This window comes from Bradyrhizobium sp. SZCCHNRI2009, assembly GCF_032485115.1.
Classification (GTDB): domain Bacteria; phylum Pseudomonadota; class Alphaproteobacteria; order Rhizobiales; family Xanthobacteraceae; genus Bradyrhizobium.
Map to the genome: position 1 here is coordinate 1,274,984 of NZ_JAUEUH010000001.1, position 17,241 is coordinate 1,292,224.

At 65.2% G+C, this 17,241-nt stretch carries 18 protein-coding genes, 1 tRNA gene and 1 pseudogene; 14 read left to right on the top strand and 6 right to left on the bottom strand.

The annotated features are described in order from the left end of the window. Positions 1 to 62: 62 nt before the first annotated feature. Both QX041_RS05740 and QX041_RS05745 read right to left on the bottom strand, forming a co-directional pair. Positions 63 to 1,403 (bottom strand): TROVE domain-containing protein, encoded by a 1,341-nt coding sequence (locus QX041_RS05740; protein WP_316164664.1) that lies wholly within the window; start codon positions 1,401 to 1,403, stop codon positions 63 to 65. Between the two features lie 176 nt (positions 1,404 to 1,579). Continuing rightward, positions 1,580 to 1,654, bottom strand: a tRNA-OTHER gene (locus QX041_RS05745). Positions 1,655 to 2,797: 1,143 nt separating this feature from the next. Here QX041_RS05745 and QX041_RS05750 point away from each other — a divergent pair. Then, complete coding sequence (locus tag QX041_RS05750; RefSeq protein ID WP_316164665.1) at positions 2,798 to 3,877, top strand: Acg family FMN-binding oxidoreductase; 1,080 nt, start codon at positions 2,798 to 2,800, stop codon at positions 3,875 to 3,877. A 79-nt stretch (positions 3,878 to 3,956) separates the two neighbouring features. Then, positions 3,957 to 4,184, top strand: coding sequence for a hypothetical protein (locus tag QX041_RS05755; protein ID WP_316164666.1), 228 nt, complete (start codon positions 3,957 to 3,959; stop codon positions 4,182 to 4,184). A gap of 2 nt (positions 4,185 to 4,186) precedes the next feature. On the opposite strand, the gene QX041_RS05760 is transcribed toward QX041_RS05755, so the two are convergent. Continuing rightward, a complete protein-coding gene (locus QX041_RS05760; RefSeq protein ID WP_316164667.1) occupies positions 4,187 to 4,606 on the bottom strand; it encodes a hypothetical protein in 420 nt (139 codons plus the stop codon). A 79-nt stretch (positions 4,607 to 4,685) separates the two neighbouring features. On the opposite strand from QX041_RS05760, the gene QX041_RS05765 reads away from it, so the two are divergent. Together QX041_RS05765 and QX041_RS05770 are read left to right on the top strand one after the other, a co-directional pair. Then, positions 4,686 to 5,390, top strand: coding sequence for a glutathione S-transferase family protein (locus tag QX041_RS05765; RefSeq protein ID WP_315749889.1), 705 nt, complete (start codon positions 4,686 to 4,688; stop codon positions 5,388 to 5,390). Next, entirely contained in the window at positions 5,387 to 6,367 is a 981-nt protein-coding gene (locus tag QX041_RS05770; protein WP_316164668.1) for an oxygenase MpaB family protein, read from the top strand. Before QX041_RS05765 ends, QX041_RS05770 begins: the two co-directional genes overlap by 4 nt. 30 nt (positions 6,368 to 6,397) lie before the next feature. Here QX041_RS05770 and QX041_RS05775 read toward each other — a convergent pair whose 3' ends face one another. Next, positions 6,398 to 6,802, bottom strand: a complete 405-nt coding sequence (locus QX041_RS05775; protein WP_316164669.1) for a hypothetical protein — start codon at positions 6,800 to 6,802, stop codon at positions 6,398 to 6,400. Then, a complete protein-coding gene (locus QX041_RS05780) occupies positions 6,799 to 8,427 on the bottom strand; it encodes a tyrosinase family protein (protein ID WP_316164670.1) in 1,629 nt (542 codons plus the stop codon). The genes QX041_RS05775 and QX041_RS05780 overlap by 4 nt, the downstream gene beginning before the upstream one ends. 107 nt (positions 8,428 to 8,534) lie before the next feature. Here QX041_RS05780 and QX041_RS05785 point away from each other — a divergent pair, with 107 nt between their 5' ends. Together QX041_RS05785 and QX041_RS05790 are read left to right on the top strand one after the other, a co-directional pair. Then, positions 8,535 to 9,128, top strand: coding sequence for a histidine phosphatase family protein (locus tag QX041_RS05785; protein WP_316164671.1), 594 nt, complete (start codon positions 8,535 to 8,537; stop codon positions 9,126 to 9,128). Continuing rightward, positions 9,125 to 9,477: pseudogene (locus QX041_RS05790) on the top strand (helicase-related protein); the annotation flags it as partial. The gene QX041_RS05785 and the pseudogene QX041_RS05790, both read left to right, overlap by 4 nt. A 46-nt stretch (positions 9,478 to 9,523) precedes the next feature. On the opposite strand, the gene QX041_RS05795 reads toward QX041_RS05790, so the two are convergent. Then, positions 9,524 to 9,718 (bottom strand): hypothetical protein, encoded by a 195-nt coding sequence (locus tag QX041_RS05795; RefSeq protein ID WP_315712501.1) that lies wholly within the window; start codon positions 9,716 to 9,718, stop codon positions 9,524 to 9,526. A 218-nt stretch (positions 9,719 to 9,936) separates the two neighbouring features. Between QX041_RS05795 and QX041_RS05800 the strand changes: the two genes are divergently transcribed. From QX041_RS05800 to QX041_RS05835, 8 genes are all read left to right on the top strand, one after another. Further along, positions 9,937 to 10,293, top strand: a complete 357-nt coding sequence (locus tag QX041_RS05800; RefSeq protein WP_315712500.1) for an ArsC family reductase — start codon at positions 9,937 to 9,939, stop codon at positions 10,291 to 10,293. A 275-nt stretch (positions 10,294 to 10,568) separates the two neighbouring features. Then, the gene (locus QX041_RS05805; protein WP_315712499.1) at positions 10,569 to 11,324 is read left to right on the top strand and encodes an ABC transporter ATP-binding protein; all 756 of its coding nucleotides are present in this window, start codon (positions 10,569 to 10,571) and stop codon (positions 11,322 to 11,324) included. Continuing rightward, entirely contained in the window at positions 11,317 to 12,063 is a 747-nt protein-coding gene (locus QX041_RS05810; RefSeq protein WP_316164672.1) for an ABC transporter ATP-binding protein, read from the top strand. Before QX041_RS05805 ends, QX041_RS05810 begins: the two co-directional genes overlap by 8 nt. 115 nt (positions 12,064 to 12,178) lie before the next feature. Then, on the top strand, positions 12,179 to 13,402 hold the full coding sequence (locus QX041_RS05815) for an ABC transporter substrate-binding protein (RefSeq protein ID WP_316164673.1): 1,224 nt from the start codon (positions 12,179 to 12,181) through the stop codon (positions 13,400 to 13,402). 79 nt (positions 13,403 to 13,481) lie between these two features. After that, a complete protein-coding gene (locus QX041_RS05820) occupies positions 13,482 to 14,345 on the top strand; it encodes a branched-chain amino acid ABC transporter permease (protein ID WP_315712496.1) in 864 nt (287 codons plus the stop codon). 1 nt (position 14,346) lies between these two features. Continuing rightward, positions 14,347 to 15,315 (top strand): branched-chain amino acid ABC transporter permease, encoded by a 969-nt coding sequence (locus QX041_RS05825; protein ID WP_315712495.1) that lies wholly within the window; start codon positions 14,347 to 14,349, stop codon positions 15,313 to 15,315. 143 nt (positions 15,316 to 15,458) lie between these two features. After that, the gene (locus QX041_RS05830; protein WP_315712494.1) at positions 15,459 to 16,103 is read left to right on the top strand and encodes a DUF47 domain-containing protein; all 645 of its coding nucleotides are present in this window, start codon (positions 15,459 to 15,461) and stop codon (positions 16,101 to 16,103) included. Positions 16,104 to 16,117: 14 nt separating this feature from the next. Further along, positions 16,118 to 17,125: an anion permease gene (locus QX041_RS05835; protein WP_315749899.1), complete on the top strand. Its 1,008-nt coding sequence runs from the start codon at positions 16,118 to 16,120 to the stop codon at positions 17,123 to 17,125. The last annotated feature ends 116 nt before the right edge of the window (positions 17,126 to 17,241 follow it).

Below are 17,241 nucleotides of genomic sequence, written 5' to 3' on the forward strand. Positions count from 1 at the left end.
CCGAATGTGCCTGATTAACGGAAGACCCGGGCGCGTCTGTGACGCGTCCGGGTCCGTTGTCGTCAGTGCAGGGTCGCGCCGCGCAGAGTCTCCTCATGCGCCGCGATCCAGGCGATCACGGCCTCGGAGAAGCCGTCGACCCGCGTCCAGGGTCCGTAGCCGACCCCGTGCTGGTACGACGCCACGTTGACCATGGTCCCGCGCGCCTTGGGCGCCGGCACCGCATCGTGACTCTGCTCGTCGGTGAAGACGATCAGGCGGTCTCCCTTGCGGTCGACCTCGCCCACCGCACGCCCGAGATAGGTCCCGGAATGCGGCTGCGATCCGAGGATCGCGTCGCGCAGCGCAAAGCCACGCCGCGGCGGCACCTTCACGACCTTGTCGCTGAACGTGAAGATCTCCACCTCGTCGCAGACCTCGCGGGCCAGGATCGCCAGCCCGCACGCCGCGTCCGCGCGCGTCATCTCCGACTTCGCCGACAGCGATGCGAACATCGAGCCGGAGACGTCGATCAGCAGCCGCGTGCGGCCCGGAAGCCGCGCGTAGCCCTTGATCGACCGGAGCATCGCGGCCTCGAGCTCGGGCTCGAAGTCCGGCGCGTGCCGGGCCGCCGTGATGAACCGATACGGCAGGATCCTGTCCGTCCGCATCGTCTCGATCGCGGCCGCGATAATCGACCGCGACACCCCGGCCTGTTGCATCAGGCGCAGGTTGCGCAGCAACGCCAGCGCTCCGAGCCGCTTCTCTGAGAGCAGCCGCTCGAAGCTCGCGCGCTTGTCCGCACCGGCCGAGAGCGCGACCTCCCAGGTGTCGGGTGACGGCAGCCCGCCATCGGCGAACTGCTTCCACACCGCCTCCTGCGCGGCGTCCCTGGGCCGAGCGTGCACCAGGAACAGCACGTCGCGAAGCCGCACAGGTCCCTCGCGGTCATACTTCGCGAGCTGATAGGCGTCGAACTTGGCGAACGCCTTCGCCAGCCCCTTCTTGACCTGCGCCGAGACCGGCTGCCGCTTGCGCTGCTGCTGCGGACCCAGAGAATCCGCCCAGTAGATCGCCAGCAGCTCGGTCATCTCGTCCGGCCGCTGGATGATGCGCGACAGCGTCTCGGCGACCAGCGCACGGTGCGTGGGCAGCCGCGCCATCTCGCGGGCGACGAGCAGCGGCGCATGCCGCAGCTTCATCTCCTCGCGTGCACGGACCGCGAGCTGAGCCACCTCGCGCGGCTCGACCAGCGGCACCAGCGCCTTGATGCGCTCGGCGATCGCGATCCCGTCCTCGTAGAACTGGTCCTCCCACAGCAGGCAGCTCATCAGCGTGCGCTGCAGCGCCTGCTCGGGCGCGAGCTGCCGGGACGGCGCGCCCTCATGGGTGAAGGCGCGCAGGAACTTGTTGAGCCTGACCATGATGGCCTCCTCTCTGGGTTGATGATGGATGGAATGGCCGGAGCACCGGCCGTCACGCATGATCTCGTCTCGGAGACCATGCGCGGCAGGGGACCGCGCGCCGGGAACGGGCGAATGCTGAGTTCCGCTCCACTGGCATGGAGCGGATAGTGCTCTGCCGCTGAGCTACCGGCGCATGGAACGCCGGATGGGAGTCGAACCCACGACCTCTCGATCCGCAATCGAAGTATCAGCACTCTTCACCACGGCGCGTGGAAGAAGGCGGCGCAGCAGGTAGCTGCGCCGTAACGACGTGACCGCCTGTTCGATGAGGGTCACCGGTTGAGATGGACCACGAGCCGGGAACAGGCGACGACTGAGACCCGGTCGCTGAGAGACCGGACAGCGCTCTGACCTCTGAGCTACCGGCAGGACACCGGGCGGGAGTCGAACCCGCGACCTCTGGCGTGCAAGGCGAAGTAACAGTCGTCTTCACCACGGCTCGTGGATACGTTCGGCGGGGAATAAGCGATGCTGTCGCTGCCCCAATGGGGCGCTCGGTTTCAACGAAGTAACAGACATCTTCACCACCGCCTTGGCCGCCCGGCGGTCACCGAGTGGCGTTGATGGCATGCTGGGGAACAGGCGGTCTCGGCGATCAATGACGCCAACGCAGGTCATCCGAAAGAAGAACAACCGCAACCCGCGACTCGACGGCCCTCGCATGGCCGCCTCCACGGTACGTGACGCCATAGGCGGGATTCGAACCCGCATCACCAATGGCACGAAGCAGCCGACACCTTCACCACCAGCAGCTCCCGGCCGCGAGCGGCCGGGAATTCGAATAGCTTGTCTGCGGCGCTCTTCGGCGCCGCATGTTGCGAGCCCCTTGAAGCTCGCTCTGCCATCGGTGTCCGGCGTTGCCGCCTCGTTCCCTCCGACAGGCCCCGCGCGCTCGGGCCGCGCGCATCACCTGCGCGAGCCCCGGGATCCGGGTCTCCCGTTCCGGCCCAAGGCCGGGACATCTGGTTGTTTTGCCGTGCAGCCGGTTCGCCTGAGGGCAACAAAAAACCCTCCGGAGCGGCTGGCTCGGGAGGGTCCGTGTGATGCGGACTGTTGATCTTGCCTCAAGCAAGATCGCTCCCCCGAGCATGGCGTGCGCCATCCACCGGCATGACGCCGTTGGACGTGCGGATGAAGTGTTCGTAGCCGAAGGACATCGTCTCGCTCATGTTTGTCGCGGGCGCAGTCGCTCGCGAGGCCGCGGGACATACGCCGCTTTGTTGGTGCTGTCAACAGCATGGAGTCGATGTTCTTGCCGGCTGCCGCGGCCTTGATCTGCAACAACGCGCCGATGCGGAACATGCTTATCGTGAGGATATCGAGGTCGCGGCGAGAATTGCGGGCGCAGAGTCATGAACCGACGGCAGGTCCTGATAGGAGGCGGCAGCGCGCTTGCGGTGGCCGCGCTCGGCGCCGGCACCTGGCGCGCCGCGACCGGCACGATGCGCGCGTATGACGACTATATCGCCCGGTTGCGCGCACCGCTGTCGCCCGAGATCGCTGATGTCATCCGTTACGCGACGCTCGCAGCCAACAGTCACAACACGCAGCCATGGCGCTTTCGCGTGACGCGGGATGCGATCGAGATCATGCCCGATCCGTCACGGCGCACGCCGGTGGTCGATCCGGACGACCATCATCTGTTCGTCAGCCTGGGCTGCGCGGCCGCCAATCTCGCGATCGCGGCGGCTGCAAGCGGCCGAAGAGGCGAGGTTGCCATCGACGGGCAGACGGTGCGCTACAGCTTTATGAACGCCGAGCCGCATGACGATCCGCTATTGCCTGCGATCGTCCGCAGACAGTCGACACGTGCCGACTACGACGGACGCGCCGTGCCGTCAGGCGATCTTGCGGCGTTGCAGGTGGCAGCAGCCACGCGAGGCGTCGATCTCATACTCATTACGGATCGTACCGTGATTGCGGCCATCCGCGACCTCGTCGTCGCCGGCAACGACGCCCAGATGCGCGACGTCGCGTTCATGCGCGAGCTGAAGTCCTGGCTGCGCTTCAATCCGCGCAGCGCGATGGCAACGGGTGACGGCCTGTTTGCACCCGCGAGCGGCAATCCGTCGTTGCCGACCGCGCTCGGCGGCATCGCGTTCGACCACCTCTTCGATGCGGCGGCAGAGAACGACAAATATGCGCGCCAGATCGGCTCATCTGCCGGTCTTGCCGTGTTCGCAGCCGAGAACGCCGATCCCTCGCACTGGATCAGGGTCGGGCAGGCGTGCCAGCGCTTTGCGCTCGAAGCGACGCGCCTAGGCCTCAAGCTTGCCTTCATCAACCAGCCGGTAGAGGTGGCTGCGCTGCGTCCCGAACTGGCGCGCGTGATCGGAACGACACGGCGGCCGGATCTCATGTTGCGTTTCGGCTATGGTCCTACGCTGCCGTTCGCGCCGCGGCGGCCGGTCGCAGACGTGCTCGGTTCATGAGTCGTTCCTGTCAATCTTGACGGATTTGCGACTCGGTGCATTGCTTCGCTGCATGTTCGAGAACACCCGATTGGCACGTATGAGCGACGGGCATTATTGCCTGGTGCGCGACCTTGGCCTGGTCAAGGGCGGCAAGGGCATGCGCCATCACGAGGTGGTGGTGGATTTCAGCTATCGCGGCATGAAGCTGTTTGCCAAGCAGGGCGCGTCGTCGCTGATGCGCCGGGTCGCGGCGAAGCTCGCGCAGCACGATGCCACCTCGAAACTGCCGGCGCTGCTGCGCGTGCGCCTGCGCGAGCCGCAGTAGCGTCAGCGCTTCCGCCGAATCTCACCGCGCTGCGGCGTAATCGATCGTTTCGGGTCGTAGGGGCTGTCCGGATTGACGTCGAGCTCGACGTCGGCGACGCAGTGTTGCGGCTGGCGATGGCTGCCCCCGGAATGCCAGCGCCCCTGGCGCAGCTCGACCTCGCTGATGTCAGCGACATCGAAGCACTTCCATTGGCCGCCCGGCGGCAGGCCGCTGCTCGCGCCGCCCGCGAACTGGAACGCGAGCACGCGCTCGCGGCCGGCGGTGTGGCCGAGGATGATCGGGCAGATCGCGCGGGCGAAGCCGCCATACAGGCACAGCACCGGCTGGCGCGTGATCATCGCCTGCATGATCAACTGGTAGGTCGGGCTCGGCATGCTGGCTTTCTGCACGATGCAGCAACATAAGACCGTCGGCCGCATGCGGTTCCGCATCGAACCTTGCAGCGGCGGCTCACGGGCTTAGATTGAGGCCTCAGCGACAAAGCGAGCAAGAGCCACGATGTCCGATCTCTCCAGCTTTCCGATCACCACGCGCTGGCCGGCGCAGCATCCCGACCGCATCCAGCTCTATTCACTGCCGACCCCGAACGGCGTGAAGGTCTCGATCATGCTGGAGGAGACCGGCCTGGCCTACGAGCCGCACACGATCGATTTCGGCAAGGACGACCAGAAGACCCCTGAATTCCTCTCGCTCAATCCGAACGGCAAGATTCCCGCGATCATCGATCCCGACGGTCCCGGCGGCCAGCCGCTCGGCCTGTTCGAATCCGGCGCGATCCTGCAGTACCTTGCCGAGAAGACCGGAAAATTCCTGCCGAACGATCCGGCGCGGCGCTGGCAGACGATCCAGTGGGTGCATTTCCAGATGGGCGGCATCGGTCCCATGTTCGGGCAGCTCGGCTTCTTCCACAAATTCGCCGGCCGCGAGTACGAGGACAAGCGGCCGTTGCAGCGCTATGTCGCGGAGAGCAGGCGGCTGCTCGGCGTGCTCGAGGCGCGGCTCGATGGCCGGCAGTGGATCATGGACGCCGACTACACGATTGCCGATATCGCGACGCTTGGCTGGGTGCGCAACCTGATCGGGTTCTACGGCGCGCGCGACATCGTCGCCTTTGATGAGCTGAAGCACGTGCCGGCCTGGCTCGAACGCGGGCTGGCGCGGCCGGCGGTACAGCGCGGGCTGGAGATCCCGCAGCGGCCGTGATCGTCAGCGATGCCGATTTCGAACGGTGCTTGGCCGAGGTGCTGTCCGCGCCGGCCACGCCGGGCGATGCCGTGCTGCCGTCCGACAGCGTGATGTGGCGCGTGCATCGCGAGGCCGCGCTGTTTCTCGGCGCTGGCCGCGCGCTGCTTTTGCAGCTCGCCCATCCCTGGGTGGCGGCGGGCATTGCCGAGCAGTCCAAGGTGTTTGCCGACCCGCTCGGCCGTTTCCACCGCACCTTCAGCATCGTCTACACCATGGTGTTCGGCACGCGCGCGCAGGCGGTCGCGGTGGCGCGGCGGCTGTATCGGCGGCACGCCGCGGTCGACGGCGTGATGCCGGAGACGGTCGGACCGTTTACGGCCGGCTCGCGCTATCGCGCCAATGACGTCGACGCGCTGCGCTGGGTCCATGCCACCCTGGTCGAGACTGCGATGATGTCCTACGGCCTGCTGTGCCGCCCGCTCGACGATGCCGAGCGCGAGCAATATTGGCGCGAGGCGACGCGGTTCGCGGGCCTGTTCGGAATTCCACACGAGGCCATGCTGCCGGACTGGGCGTCGTTCAAGGCCTATACGGCCGAGATGATGGCGTCGGAGACGCTCACGGTCGGCCCGGCGGCGCGCGAGATCGCGCAGCGTATCTTCTCCGGCGAGGCGACCCTTATCGGACCGCCGCGCTGGTTCACGGCGTTGACGGCCGAGATGCTGCCGGAGCGGCTGCGGCTTGCGTTCGCGCTGCCCTATGGCGAGCGCGAACGCCGCAGCGCGGCGCGCGCCAGGCGGTTTCTGCCGCGCGCCTATGCGATGCTGCCGGAGAGATTGCGTACCGTCGGCCCCTATCAGGAGGCGATGGCGCGTATCGAGGGGACGACGTGTCCGCCGTTCACGCGGCTGCTCAACCGCGTCTGGATCGGACAGCCCAGCATGGCGAGCCCGTTCGAGCAGCGCGCAGAACGTGCACGGAGCGGGACGGTCTGAGTCCGGCGCGCTTGCGGCGCAGACGACGGATCATGGCCGCGGAGCAAGCCTGAGCGTGATGCCGCGAACCTCCTGCGGCGTCGGCGCGCGGCTGCCGCCGGGTTGGCTGATGCTGAGACGGATCGACAGCCGTCCACTCTTGATCGCCTCCTTCGGCACCGGAAGCGCGTAGGTGCCGGCCTCCGCACCAGTGCGAAGGCCGAATGGCGAGATGGTCCCGAGCGGCATCCCGGACGCCGTCGTCACCGTCACCTCCTGGCCTCGCCCCAGTGCGCCCAGGCTGATCTCGACGACGGGAGCCTTGCTCTCATCCAATGGCCGCGGCACGACCAGATCGACGGCTCTGAACGGCTCCGCGGCCAAGGACGAGGCCGGCCGCAGCACGGCACAGAGCAGCACGGCGCAGCTCCGCAGCGCGGCGCGCCTGCCGTTCATCGGCGCAGCGGTCCGACCGAGAGCGCTTTCAGCGTCGGCGCGGTGCCGACGCCGCCCGAGGGCACGACGCGGATGCTCAGCGGCTGGTTGGGCGCGGCCCGCAGGGCGGAGAAGGCCTCCTGCCTCGTCGGCAGCGGCACCGCGAAACTCGCATCCGTGGTCATGGCCATGCCCGGCATCATCGATCCGAAAAAGGCGATGGTGCCTGCATAATAGGGGCTGTCAGCCGTGACCTTGCTGACGTTGGCGGGCGCGTTGACCAGGACGTCGAATTCGCGCACGGTCGAATAGCCGCTCGGGCGAGGCAGCGTGATCTGCGCCATCAGCGGCTGCGGCCGCGCTGCCGCCAGATGCGCTTCGAGCGCATCGCCAGGGATCCTCACCGTGCCCACATTGGCCTTGACCGAGCCCTGCTGCGGCTTGGCCTGCGGCGCCGCGGCGACCGCGGGCGGATTGACGATGTCCTCGCCGAAGCCTGACGCATAGTCGTAGTCGAAGCGGTCGGTCGAGATGTAGTCGCCGGCCTTGCTGGGGCCGACATAGCCGCCCTTGCCGTCGGCATAGAACAGGAACGGCTCGTCAGAGAACGTCTTCAGGTCGACGCCCTGCGGCAGATAGGGCAGCTTGAGCCGCTGCTGCTTGCGCGTCCAGACATCCCAGAGCCGGTCCATGTTCGAATGGTGCAGGAAGAAGATCGGATCGACCGGCGACAGGAAGTTGGTCATGTTGCCGTAGGGGCCGGGATCGAGCGGGCCGACGCCGCCGATGTAGTTGTGGACCTTGTTGTGCGGCAGGCCTTCCAGGGTCGAGAACTTGGTCGCGCCATTCGGCTGGGTGTTGTGCGAGGCGGTCTTCGAGCTGGTGAAGCTCAGATAGTTGTCGGGGTTGTAGAAGTCGGTCGGCAGCAGGCCCGCCATGATCACGAAGGGCGAGACGTCGTAGGTGGTCTTGGCGTCGAGCTTCGGATTGTCGCGTGACAGATAGCGTGAGGCGCAGGTGGTGGCGAAGGCCTCATTGCCGGAGATGCCGGCATTGGCGGACGGCGAGAAGCCGGTGACGTCGTTCCAGAGATCGTCGATCGACTTGTAGCCGCGGATCTCGAGCTGGCCGCGCTGATCCTTCGACAGGCTGTTCCAGTAATCCGTCAGCGCCGGCTTGATGAACGAGGTGAAGACCGCGAGATTCCCGGTGAACGGCTGATACGCCCGGTCGGTCGGTGTCAGTACGGCGTCGAACATGCCGGCGGGAATCTCCGGCAGCTCGGTCCAGTCCCAATAGGGCAGCGCGAAATTGTCGTCGCCACTGAGGGCGCGGATCGATTGCTCGAAATAGCCGAGATAGCCGCGATGCCAGACGTAGAACCACCAATTGCCGTGCGGGCAGTCCATCAGGTGGATGAACGCGTTGCGGAACCAGTTCTGCGGATGGTTTGCGGGGAGCTGGAGCATGGCGGCGACGCCTTTCGCGTAGCTCGCCAGCATCTTCTGGCCTTCCGCGCTGGTGACGTTGTGGCGGCGATATTTCGCGGCGGCGCGGCTCGGCCTCGGCGAGATGACGGTGGAGGCTGCCGCCATCGCGGCCTTCGCCAGGAATGTCCGGCGGGTCTGTCGCAATCCCATGCTCATCTGAAATGAATCCTGGTTGGAAAAACGCCATGATGCGGTCTCGCGATTGCAATCTCAAGTAGCAATCGCGTGTGATGGATGTATGATGCCACCTGAGAGGTTTGCCGATGAACGCGCTGACGCTGCTGATCATCCGCCATGCCGAGAAGCCCGACGGCGACGCGACAGGCCCGGGCCTGACCCACGAGGGCCAGCCGGACTCCAAGTCGCTGGTGATCTTCGGCTGGGAGCGGGCAGGGGCCTGGACGGCGCTGTTCGGCAGCGGACTGGGCGGCACGGATTATCCGACACCGCAGGCGGTCTATGCCGCCGATCCCGACAGCACCGAGGACGGCTCCGACCCGAGCCGCCGGCCCTATGAGACGGTGCTCGATTTGGCTGCGCGCGTCGGCCTCGACAAGCCGAACACGTCCTTTGCGAAGGGGCAGGAGGCGGCGCTGGTCGAAGCCCTGCTATCGCTGTCCGGCACCGTCCTGGTGGCGTGGGAGCACAAGGCGATCATCTCCGACATCCTGCCGCGGCTGCCGGTGAGCAATGAAAGCCAGTTACCGACCCACTGGTCCGGCAAACGCTTCGATGTCGTGCTGCGGTTCGATCGCGCCGACGGCGGGGCGGAATTCACGTTCGGCGAACTCTATCCCTGCCTGATGCCGGGGGATTCCGACAAGCCGCTGAAGAGCGATCCGATGGACGGGGGCTGACAGGCGATATGCGCGATCGCAAGCGTGCGATCACGGCGTTCCAGAAGGGCGACAGCCCGGCATTCCTGACCAGCCTCAAGGCCGGCGGCGTCGGGCTGAACCTGAAGGCGGCCGACACCGTCATCATCTACGACCCCTGGTGGAATCCGCAGTGGAGGCGCAGGCGAACGATCGAGCCCACCGCATCGGCCAGGACAAGACGGTCTTCGTCCATCGGCTGGTCACCGCCGGGACGATCGAGGAGAAGATCGGTGAGCGCAAGCCGGCGCTGGCGATTCACTGTTCGATCGCGAGGGGCAATGTCGGCAAGGCGCTGACGGAGGAGGATATCGCCGCGCTGCTGTCCTGACGGCGTGTGGAGAAGCGTTGCGCGTGGCATCCGTTATTCTGTGCGGTCACGCCAGTGCAATGCGCTCGCGCGTCTCCTCGACCCAGGCATGGGCGGCGAACCATTCATGGTAGATGCGGCAGTGCGGGCAGTAGGCGCGCGAGAAGAACACGGGCATGCGCTGAAAGCGCGCGGCGTCCATTTCCATCCCTGTCTCGATGCTGCGGCCGGTCTGCGGACAACGGACCATGATCTTGCCCATTCGCGGTCTCCTGTTCGTGGGCCAGATACGCCGGGGATGCGAAGAAAATGTAATGCTCAGCCGACAGTTTCGTGGCAAAGGTCGGAGTGAATTCCGACCGCGGAACGCGCGGCGTCGCTGCATCAAAAGCGGGTGAATCCCGCTGCAAAATGCACGGCCGATTGTCGCAACGCGGGACATCCGCCGCGGTCGGACACGATTGTTTGAGGACGCGTGGCATGAGCATCACGATCTACGGAATCAAGAACTGCGACACGATGAAGAAGGCGCGCGCCTGGCTCGACGATCACGGCGTCGCTTACGAATTCCACGACTACAAGACCGCCGGAATCGACAAAGCTAAACTCAAGGCATGGAGCGACGAGCTCGGCTGGGAGGTGCTGCTCAATCGCGCCGGGACGACGTTCAAGAAGTTGCCCGACGCGGACAAGAACGGACTCACCGAGAGCAAGGCGATCGCGCTCATGCTGGCGCAGCCTTCGATGATCAAACGCCCGGTGCTCGATCTCGGCGGCCGCCGCGTGGTGGGCTTCAAGCCGGATCTCTACGCAAAGGACGTGAAGGCTGCGAAGTAGTTGGAGCCGCGATCGCCGCGCGCGTGCAGGAAAATGCCGGTGGTATGATTTTCTATGTCAGCGGGAAATACCGGCCGATTTCAACGCAAGGTCCGCCGGCCGCCTTGCGACGTCGTTGCCCAGCTTTCCGCCTTGCCTAACTCCCTCGATTGACGGCATATTCCGGCGCGAAGCGGTCGCGGGTGGCGACGAGGAATCGTCCAGCCGTCCGGCAGAGCCGCCGTACAGGAAGAAGCGAGGGCCAGGCGCTGACGGCGCCGGCTTGGGGGGAATCTTTGGCTGACGAGTTCATTCTCGAGACCCACGGATTGACGAAGGAATTCGCGGGATTTTTTGCCGTTCGCGATGTTTCGCTCAAGATCCGCCGGGGCACCATTCACGCGCTGATCGGCCCGAACGGGGCCGGCAAGACCACGTGCTTCAACCTGCTGACGAAGTTCCTGACGCCGTCGGCCGGCAAGATTCTCTATAAGGGTCAGGATATTACGGCGACGGCGCCGGCCGACGTGGCACGGCTCGGCCTGGTCCGCTCGTTCCAGATCTCGGCGGTGTTTCCGCATATGACGGCGCTGGAGAACGTCCGCGTCGCCCTGCAGCGCCAGCATGGCTCGTCGTTCGATTTCTGGCGCTCCAAGAGCGTTCTGAACCGCTTCAACAGCCGGGCGCTCGAGCTGCTCGACGACGTCGGCCTCAGCGAGTTCGCCAATATTCCGGCAGTCGAAATGCCCTATGGGCGCAAGCGCGCGCTGGAGATCGCGACCACGCTGGCGCTCGATCCGGAGATGATGCTGCTGGACGAGCCGATGGCCGGCATGGGCCACGAGGACATCGACAAGATCGCCGCGCTGATCAAGCGCATCTCCGCCAAATACACGATCCTGATGGTCGAGCATAATCTCAGCGTCGTCGCCAACCTCTCCGACACCATCACCGTGCTGACGCGCGGGCAGGTGCTGACGGAAGGGCCGTATTCTGAGCTCTCCAAGGATGAGCGCGTCAAGGAAGCCTATCTGGGAGCCGGACATGCCTGAGGTGATGACGGCCACGAAGCCAGGGCAGGCGGCTGCGACCAGCACCATTCTCGACGTCAACAACCTCGAGAGCTGGTACGGCGAGTCCCACATTCTCCACGGCATGAACTTCAACGTGAATGCCGGCGAGGTCGTCACCCTGCTCGGGCGCAACGGCGCCGGCAAGACCACGACCCTGAAATCGATCATGGGGATCATCGGCAAGCGCACCGGCTCGGTTCAGTTCAACGGCCAGCAGCTGATCCGCATGACCTCCGACAAGATCGCGCGGCTCGGCATCGCGCTGTGCCCGGAGGAGCGCGGCATCTTCGCGAGCCTCGATGTCCGCGAGAACCTGCTGCTGCCGCCGGTTGTGCGGCCGGGCGGGCTGACGCTCGACCAGATCTTCGAGCTGTTTCCGAATCTGAAGGAGCGGCTGAAGAGCCAGGGCACCAAGCTTTCCGGCGGCGAGCAGCAGATGCTGGCGGTCGCGCGCATCCTGCGCACCGGTGCCAGCTTCCTGATGCTGGACGAGCCGACCGAGGGTCTCGCGCCCGTGATCATCCAGCAGATCGGCCACACCATCGCGCGGCTGAAGAAGGAAGGCTTCACGATTCTCCTCGTCGAGCAGAACTTCCGTTTCGCCTCGACGGTCGCTGATCGCTACTACGTCGTCGAGCACGGCAAGGTCATCGACGGCTTCGCCAATGCCGATCTGTCGGCCAACATGGACAAGCTGCATACTTATCTCGGCGTCTGACCAGCGCTAGCGGCGCTGACCTGGCAGTTCCTTCCGCGGTTTTCTCGCGGTTTTCTTGGTAGAATCTCTTGGCAGTTCTCTTGGCAGTTTTCTTGGAAAGTTCTGGAAGTTGGAAATGAAGAGCAAATTCATCGCGTCGCTGCTGCTGGGAACGGCACTCACTCTCGCCGCTGGCAGCGTCGCTTCGGCCGGCGACAAGACCGTCAAGATCGGCGCGCTGTCCGATCAGTCGGGTCTTTATGCCGATCTCGGCGGTCCCGGCTCGACGCTCGCAGCGCAGCTGGCGATCGAGGATTCCGGCCTCACCGCGAAGGGCTGGAAGATCGACGTCATCTCCGGCGATCACCAGAACAAGCCGGATATTGGCACCTCGATCGCGCGGCAGTGGTTCGACGTCGACAAGGTCGACGTCATCGTCGACGTGCCGAACTCGGGCGTGGCGCTGGCGGTGAACAACGTCGTCAAGGAAAAGAACGGCGTCTACATCAATTCGGGCGCTGCGACCTCGGATCTCACCAACGCGCAGTGCTCGCCCAACACGGTGCACTGGACCTACGACACCTACATGCTCGCGCACACCACTGGCCAGGCGCTGGTCAAGGCGGGCGGCTCGACCTGGTTCTTCCTGACGGCAGACTACGCCTTCGGCGCCGCGCTGGAGCGCGATACCACGGCGGTCGTGACCGCCAATGGCGGCAAGGTGATCGGCGGCGTCAAGCATCCGCTCAACACCTCCGACTTCTCGTCCTTCCTGCTGCAGGCGCAGTCGTCGAACGCCAAGGTCATCGGCCTCGCCAATGCCGGCGGCGATACCACCAATACGATCAAGCAGGCGGCCGAGTTCGGCATCAATAAGGGCGGCCAGAAGCTTGCCGCGCTGTTGCTGTTCCTGACCGACGTCAAGTCGATCGGGCTCGACATCGCGCAGGGCCTCAACTTCACCGAGACCTTCTACTGGGACATGAACGACCAGACCCGCGCCTTCTCCGAGCGCTTCGCCAAGCGCATGAAGAACGGCGCGCCGCCGACCATGGTGCAGGCGGGCGTCTATGCCGGCTTGATGCATTACTTCAAGGCGCTGGAGGCGCTCGGCGAGAACCCGCATGACGGCGTCAAGATCGTCGACAGGATGAAGTCGATCCCGACCGACGATGCGCTGTTCGGCAAGGGCGAGATCCAGCCGAACGGCCGCACCATCCACACCGCCTATCTGTTCGAGGTCAAGAAGCCCTCGGAGTCCAAGGGCCCGTGGGATCTCTACAAGCTGGTCGGCTCGGTACCGGGCGACCAGGCCTTCACGCCGCTCGACAAGAGCGCGTGCGCCTTGTTGAAGAAATGAACCGCTGTGGCTCCGGCGGCTGAACGTCGCCGGGGCCGCCATCTTCTGGGAAACGCCGAGAGAAAACAGAAACAAGACGATGCAGGCCCTCTACGCACAGCTCCTGGTCGGACTGATCAACGGCTCGTTCTACGCGCTGCTCAGTCTCGGGCTTGCCGTCATCTTCGGCATGCTCAACATCATCAATTTCGCCCATGGCGCGCTCTACATGATGGGCGCGTTCTGCGCCTATTTCCTGCTGAACCTCGGCGGCATCAATTATTGGTGGGCGCTGCTCCTGGCGCCGATCATCGTCGGCATCTTCGGCATGGTCCTCGAGCGCACCATGCTGCAATGGATTGCCGGGCTCGACCATCTCTACGGACTGCTTCTGACGTTCGGATTGGCGCTGATCATCCAGGGGGTGTTCCAGAACTTCTTCGGCTCGTCCGGCCTGCCTTATGCGATCCCGGATCAGCTCCGCGGCGGCATGAACCTCGGCTTCATGTATCTGCCGGTCTATCGCGGCTGGGTCGTCATATTCTCCCTGGTCGTCTGTCTGGCGACCTGGTTCCTGATCGAGCGGACCCGGCTCGGCGCCTACCTGCGCGCCGCCACCGAGAATCCGACATTGGTGCGGGCGTTCGGCATCAACGTGCCGCGCATGATCACGCTGACCTACGGCCTCGGCGTCGGGCTCGCGGCGCTGGCCGGCGTGTTGTCGGCGCCGATCAACCAGGTGCGGCCGCTGATGGGCGAGCACATCATCATCGTGGTGTTCGCGGTGGTCGTGATCGGCGGCATGGGCTCGATCATGGGCTCGATCATCACCGGCTTCCTGCTCGGCGTGATTGAGGGACTGACCAAATATTTCTATCCCGAGGCTTCCAACACCGTGGTCTTCGTTCTGATGGTCCTGGTGCTCCTGGTGAAGCCGACGGGTCTGACCGGACGGGCGGCCTGACATGACATCCATCACCGACGCAACCCTTCCGATCACCCCGCGCGCCATGCGCGACGAGATGATCGTGTTCGTCATCATGACAGCGCTGCTGGCGATCGTGCCGTGGACCGGGCTGTACCCGTTCTTCGTCATGCAGGCGCTGTGCTTCGCGCTGCTGGCCTGCGCCTTCAACCTCCTGATCGGCTATGGCGGCCTGCTGTCGTTCGGCCATGCGATGTTCCTGGGAACGGCCGGCTATTGCAGTGCCCACGCGCTGAAGGTGTGGGGGCTGCCGCCCGAACTCGGCATCCTGACGGGCGTCGCCGGATCGTTCGTCCTGTCGGTGATCACCGGCTACATCTCGATCCGACGCCAGGGCATCTATTTCGCGATGATCACCCTGGCGCTGTCGCAGCTCCTGTACTTCATCTATCTGCAGGCGCCGTTCACCCATGGCGAGGACGGCATCCAGGGCATTCCGCAGGGCCGGATGTTCGGCATCCTCGACCTGTCCAAGCCGACGGTGCTCTATTACGTCGTGCTGGTCGGCTTCCTCGCCGGCTTCCTGCTGATCTTCCGCACCATCAACTCGCCGTTCGGCGAGGTGCTGAAATCGATCCGTGAGAACGAGCAGCGCGCGATCTCGCTGGGCTACAAGACCGACCATTACAAGCTGCTCGCCTTCATCCTGTCGGGGACGCTGGCGGGCCTCGCCGGTGCGCTGAAGGTGTTCGTCGCCCAGAATGCCTCGCTGACCGACGTCGAGGTCGGGATGTCCGGCCAGATCGTGCTCATGACCCTGGTCGGTGGGCTCGGCACCGTGTTCGGCCCCGTCGTGGGCGCGTTCGTGATCGTCGGCATGCAGCAATATCTGTCCGGCTTCGGCCAGTGGGTGACGGTGATCCAGGGCGTGATCTTCGTCGCCTGCGTGCTCACCTTCCGCCGCGGCGTCGTCGGGGAAATCGCCCATCTGTTCAAGCGATCCCTCTAAGTCATTGATCTGAAAAGAGATCGTTGAAAGGGCAGAAAGCGGTGGATGATCCGGCCACCGCTTCTGCTGGTGCGCGATCCGGAGTATGACAGTTCTGTGACTGGCCGGCCCTGGCCCGTTTCGGAATGGATGGATCTCGTCCCATGCTGCACTGGTTTCGCGCCGTCCTCCCGCGGGAGGAGCGGTTTTTCGATTTGTTCGCCCGCCACAACAAGGTGGTGATTCAAGGCGCCCATGCGCTGCAGGACATGCTGCAGGGCGGCGACGACATCCTCAGGCATTGCCAGCGCGTCAGCCAGCTCGAGAACGAGGCCGACAACATCACCCGCGAAGTGCTGACCGCTGTCCGCCGCACTTTCATCACCCCATTCGACCGCGGCGACATCAAGAACCTGATCACCTCGATGGACGACGCCATCGACCAGATGCAGCAGACCGCCAAGGCCGTGGTGCTGTTCGAGGTCAAGGAGTTCGAGCCGACCATGCGCGAGATGGGCACCTTGCTGGTCGACTGCGCCAACCTGATCGGAAAGGCGTTGCCGCTGTTGCAGGCGATCGGTCAGAACGTGCCGATGATCACCGCGATCACCGAGGAGATGACCAAGCTCGAGGGACGGGTCGACGATCTCCACGACATCGGGCTGAAGGAGCTGTTCCTCAAGCACCGCAACGCCAACACGATGGATTTCATCGTCGGCGCCGAGATCTATGACCATCTGGAGAAGGTCGCCGACCGCTTCGACGACGTCGCCAACGAGATCAATTCGATCATGATCGAACAGGTCTAGGGTAGGGCCGCGCCGTGGACGCTCAACTCGGCCTTCCGATCCTGGTCGGCCTCATCGCCGTCGCACTCGCCTTCGATTTCCTCAACGGCCTGCACGACGCCGCCAACTCGATCGCGACCATCGTTTCGACCCGCGTGCTGCGGCCGCAATATGCGGTGTTCTGGGCCGCATTCTTCAATTTCGTGGCGTTTGGCGTGTTCGGCCTCCACGTCGCCCAGACCATCGGCACCGGCATCATCGATCCCGCCATCGTCGACGCGCAGGTGATCTTCGCTGCCCTGGTCGGCGCCATCGTCTGGAACCTGGTCACCTGGGCCGCCGGCATTCCGTCGTCGAGCTCGCATGCGCTGATCGGCGGGCTGGTCGGGGCAGGGGTCGCCAAGGCCGGCATCTCGGCCACCGTGTGGAGCGGCCTGTCCAAGACCGTGCTCGCGATCGTGCTGTCGCCGCTGGTCGGGCTGGTGCTGGCGATGATCCTGGTCGCGATCGTGTCCTGGGCCTCGGTACGCTCGACGCCGTTCGCGGTCGACCGCGCCTTCCGCATCCTGCAATTCGCCTCGGCCTCGCTCTATTCGCTCGGCCATGGCGGCAACGACGCGCAGAAGACGATGGGCATCATCGCCGTGCTGTTGTACTCGCAGGGCCGTCTCGGCGAGCAGTTCACGGTGCCGTTCTGGGTCGTGCTGTCGTGCCAGGCCGCGATGGCGCTTGGCACCCTGATGGGCGGCTGGCGCATCGTCCGCACCATGGGCCTGCGCATCACCAAGCTCAACCCGATGCAGGGCTTCTGCGCCGAGACCGGCGGCGCCATCACGCTGTTCCTGGCGACGTTCCTCGGCGTGCCGGTGTCGACCACCCACACCATCACCGGCGCGATCGTCGGCGTCGGCGCCGCCCGCCGCGCCTCGGCGGTGCGCTGGAACGTGGCCGGATCGATCGTCTACGCCTGGATCTTCACGATTCCGGCCTCTGCCATCGTCTCGGCGCTGACGTTCTGGCTGGTGTCGGTGCTCCGGCACTGATCCGGGGCGGGCGAGGGGGCAACTCGCCGGTTGGAGTTGCGGTGCAAAACGCCTATATGGAGGGCGCGCGGCGGCCGTGATCCCGCGCCTTTCCCATCAAATCGCCCGCTCTCTGG

What these genes read in the sequence shown, in the direction of transcription:
- QX041_RS05765 (WP_315749889.1), top strand. Translation starts at nt 4,686, where the DNA reads ATGTCCGATCTCTCCAGCTTTCCGATCACCACGCGCTGGCCGGCGCAG.
- QX041_RS05785 (WP_316164671.1), top strand. Translation starts at nt 8,535, where the DNA reads ATGAACGCGCTGACGCTGCTGATCATCCGCCATGCCGAGAAGCCCGAC.
- QX041_RS05815 (WP_316164673.1), top strand. Translation starts at nt 12,179, where the DNA reads ATGAAGAGCAAATTCATCGCGTCGCTGCTGCTGGGAACGGCACTCACT.
- QX041_RS05820 (WP_315712496.1), top strand. Translation starts at nt 13,482, where the DNA reads ATGCAGGCCCTCTACGCACAGCTCCTGGTCGGACTGATCAACGGCTCG.
- QX041_RS05795 (WP_315712501.1), bottom strand. Translation starts at nt 9,718, where the DNA reads ATGGGCAAGATCATGGTCCGTTGTCCGCAGACCGGCCGCAGCATCGAG.
- QX041_RS05800 (WP_315712500.1), top strand. Translation starts at nt 9,937, where the DNA reads ATGAGCATCACGATCTACGGAATCAAGAACTGCGACACGATGAAGAAG.
- QX041_RS05830 (WP_315712494.1), top strand. Translation starts at nt 15,459, where the DNA reads ATGCTGCACTGGTTTCGCGCCGTCCTCCCGCGGGAGGAGCGGTTTTTC.
- QX041_RS05780 (WP_316164670.1), bottom strand. Translation starts at nt 8,427, where the DNA reads ATGAGCATGGGATTGCGACAGACCCGCCGGACATTCCTGGCGAAGGCC.
- QX041_RS05775 (WP_316164669.1), bottom strand. Translation starts at nt 6,802, where the DNA reads ATGAACGGCAGGCGCGCCGCGCTGCGGAGCTGCGCCGTGCTGCTCTGT.
- QX041_RS05825 (WP_315712495.1), top strand. Translation starts at nt 14,347, where the DNA reads ATGACATCCATCACCGACGCAACCCTTCCGATCACCCCGCGCGCCATG.
- QX041_RS05755 (WP_316164666.1), top strand. Translation starts at nt 3,957, where the DNA reads ATGAGCGACGGGCATTATTGCCTGGTGCGCGACCTTGGCCTGGTCAAG.
- QX041_RS05760 (WP_316164667.1), bottom strand. Translation starts at nt 4,606, where the DNA reads ATGCGGCCGACGGTCTTATGTTGCTGCATCGTGCAGAAAGCCAGCATG.
- QX041_RS05810 (WP_316164672.1), top strand. Translation starts at nt 11,317, where the DNA reads ATGCCTGAGGTGATGACGGCCACGAAGCCAGGGCAGGCGGCTGCGACC.
- QX041_RS05740 (WP_316164664.1), bottom strand. Translation starts at nt 1,403, where the DNA reads ATGGTCAGGCTCAACAAGTTCCTGCGCGCCTTCACCCATGAGGGCGCG.
- QX041_RS05750 (WP_316164665.1), top strand. Translation starts at nt 2,798, where the DNA reads ATGAACCGACGGCAGGTCCTGATAGGAGGCGGCAGCGCGCTTGCGGTG.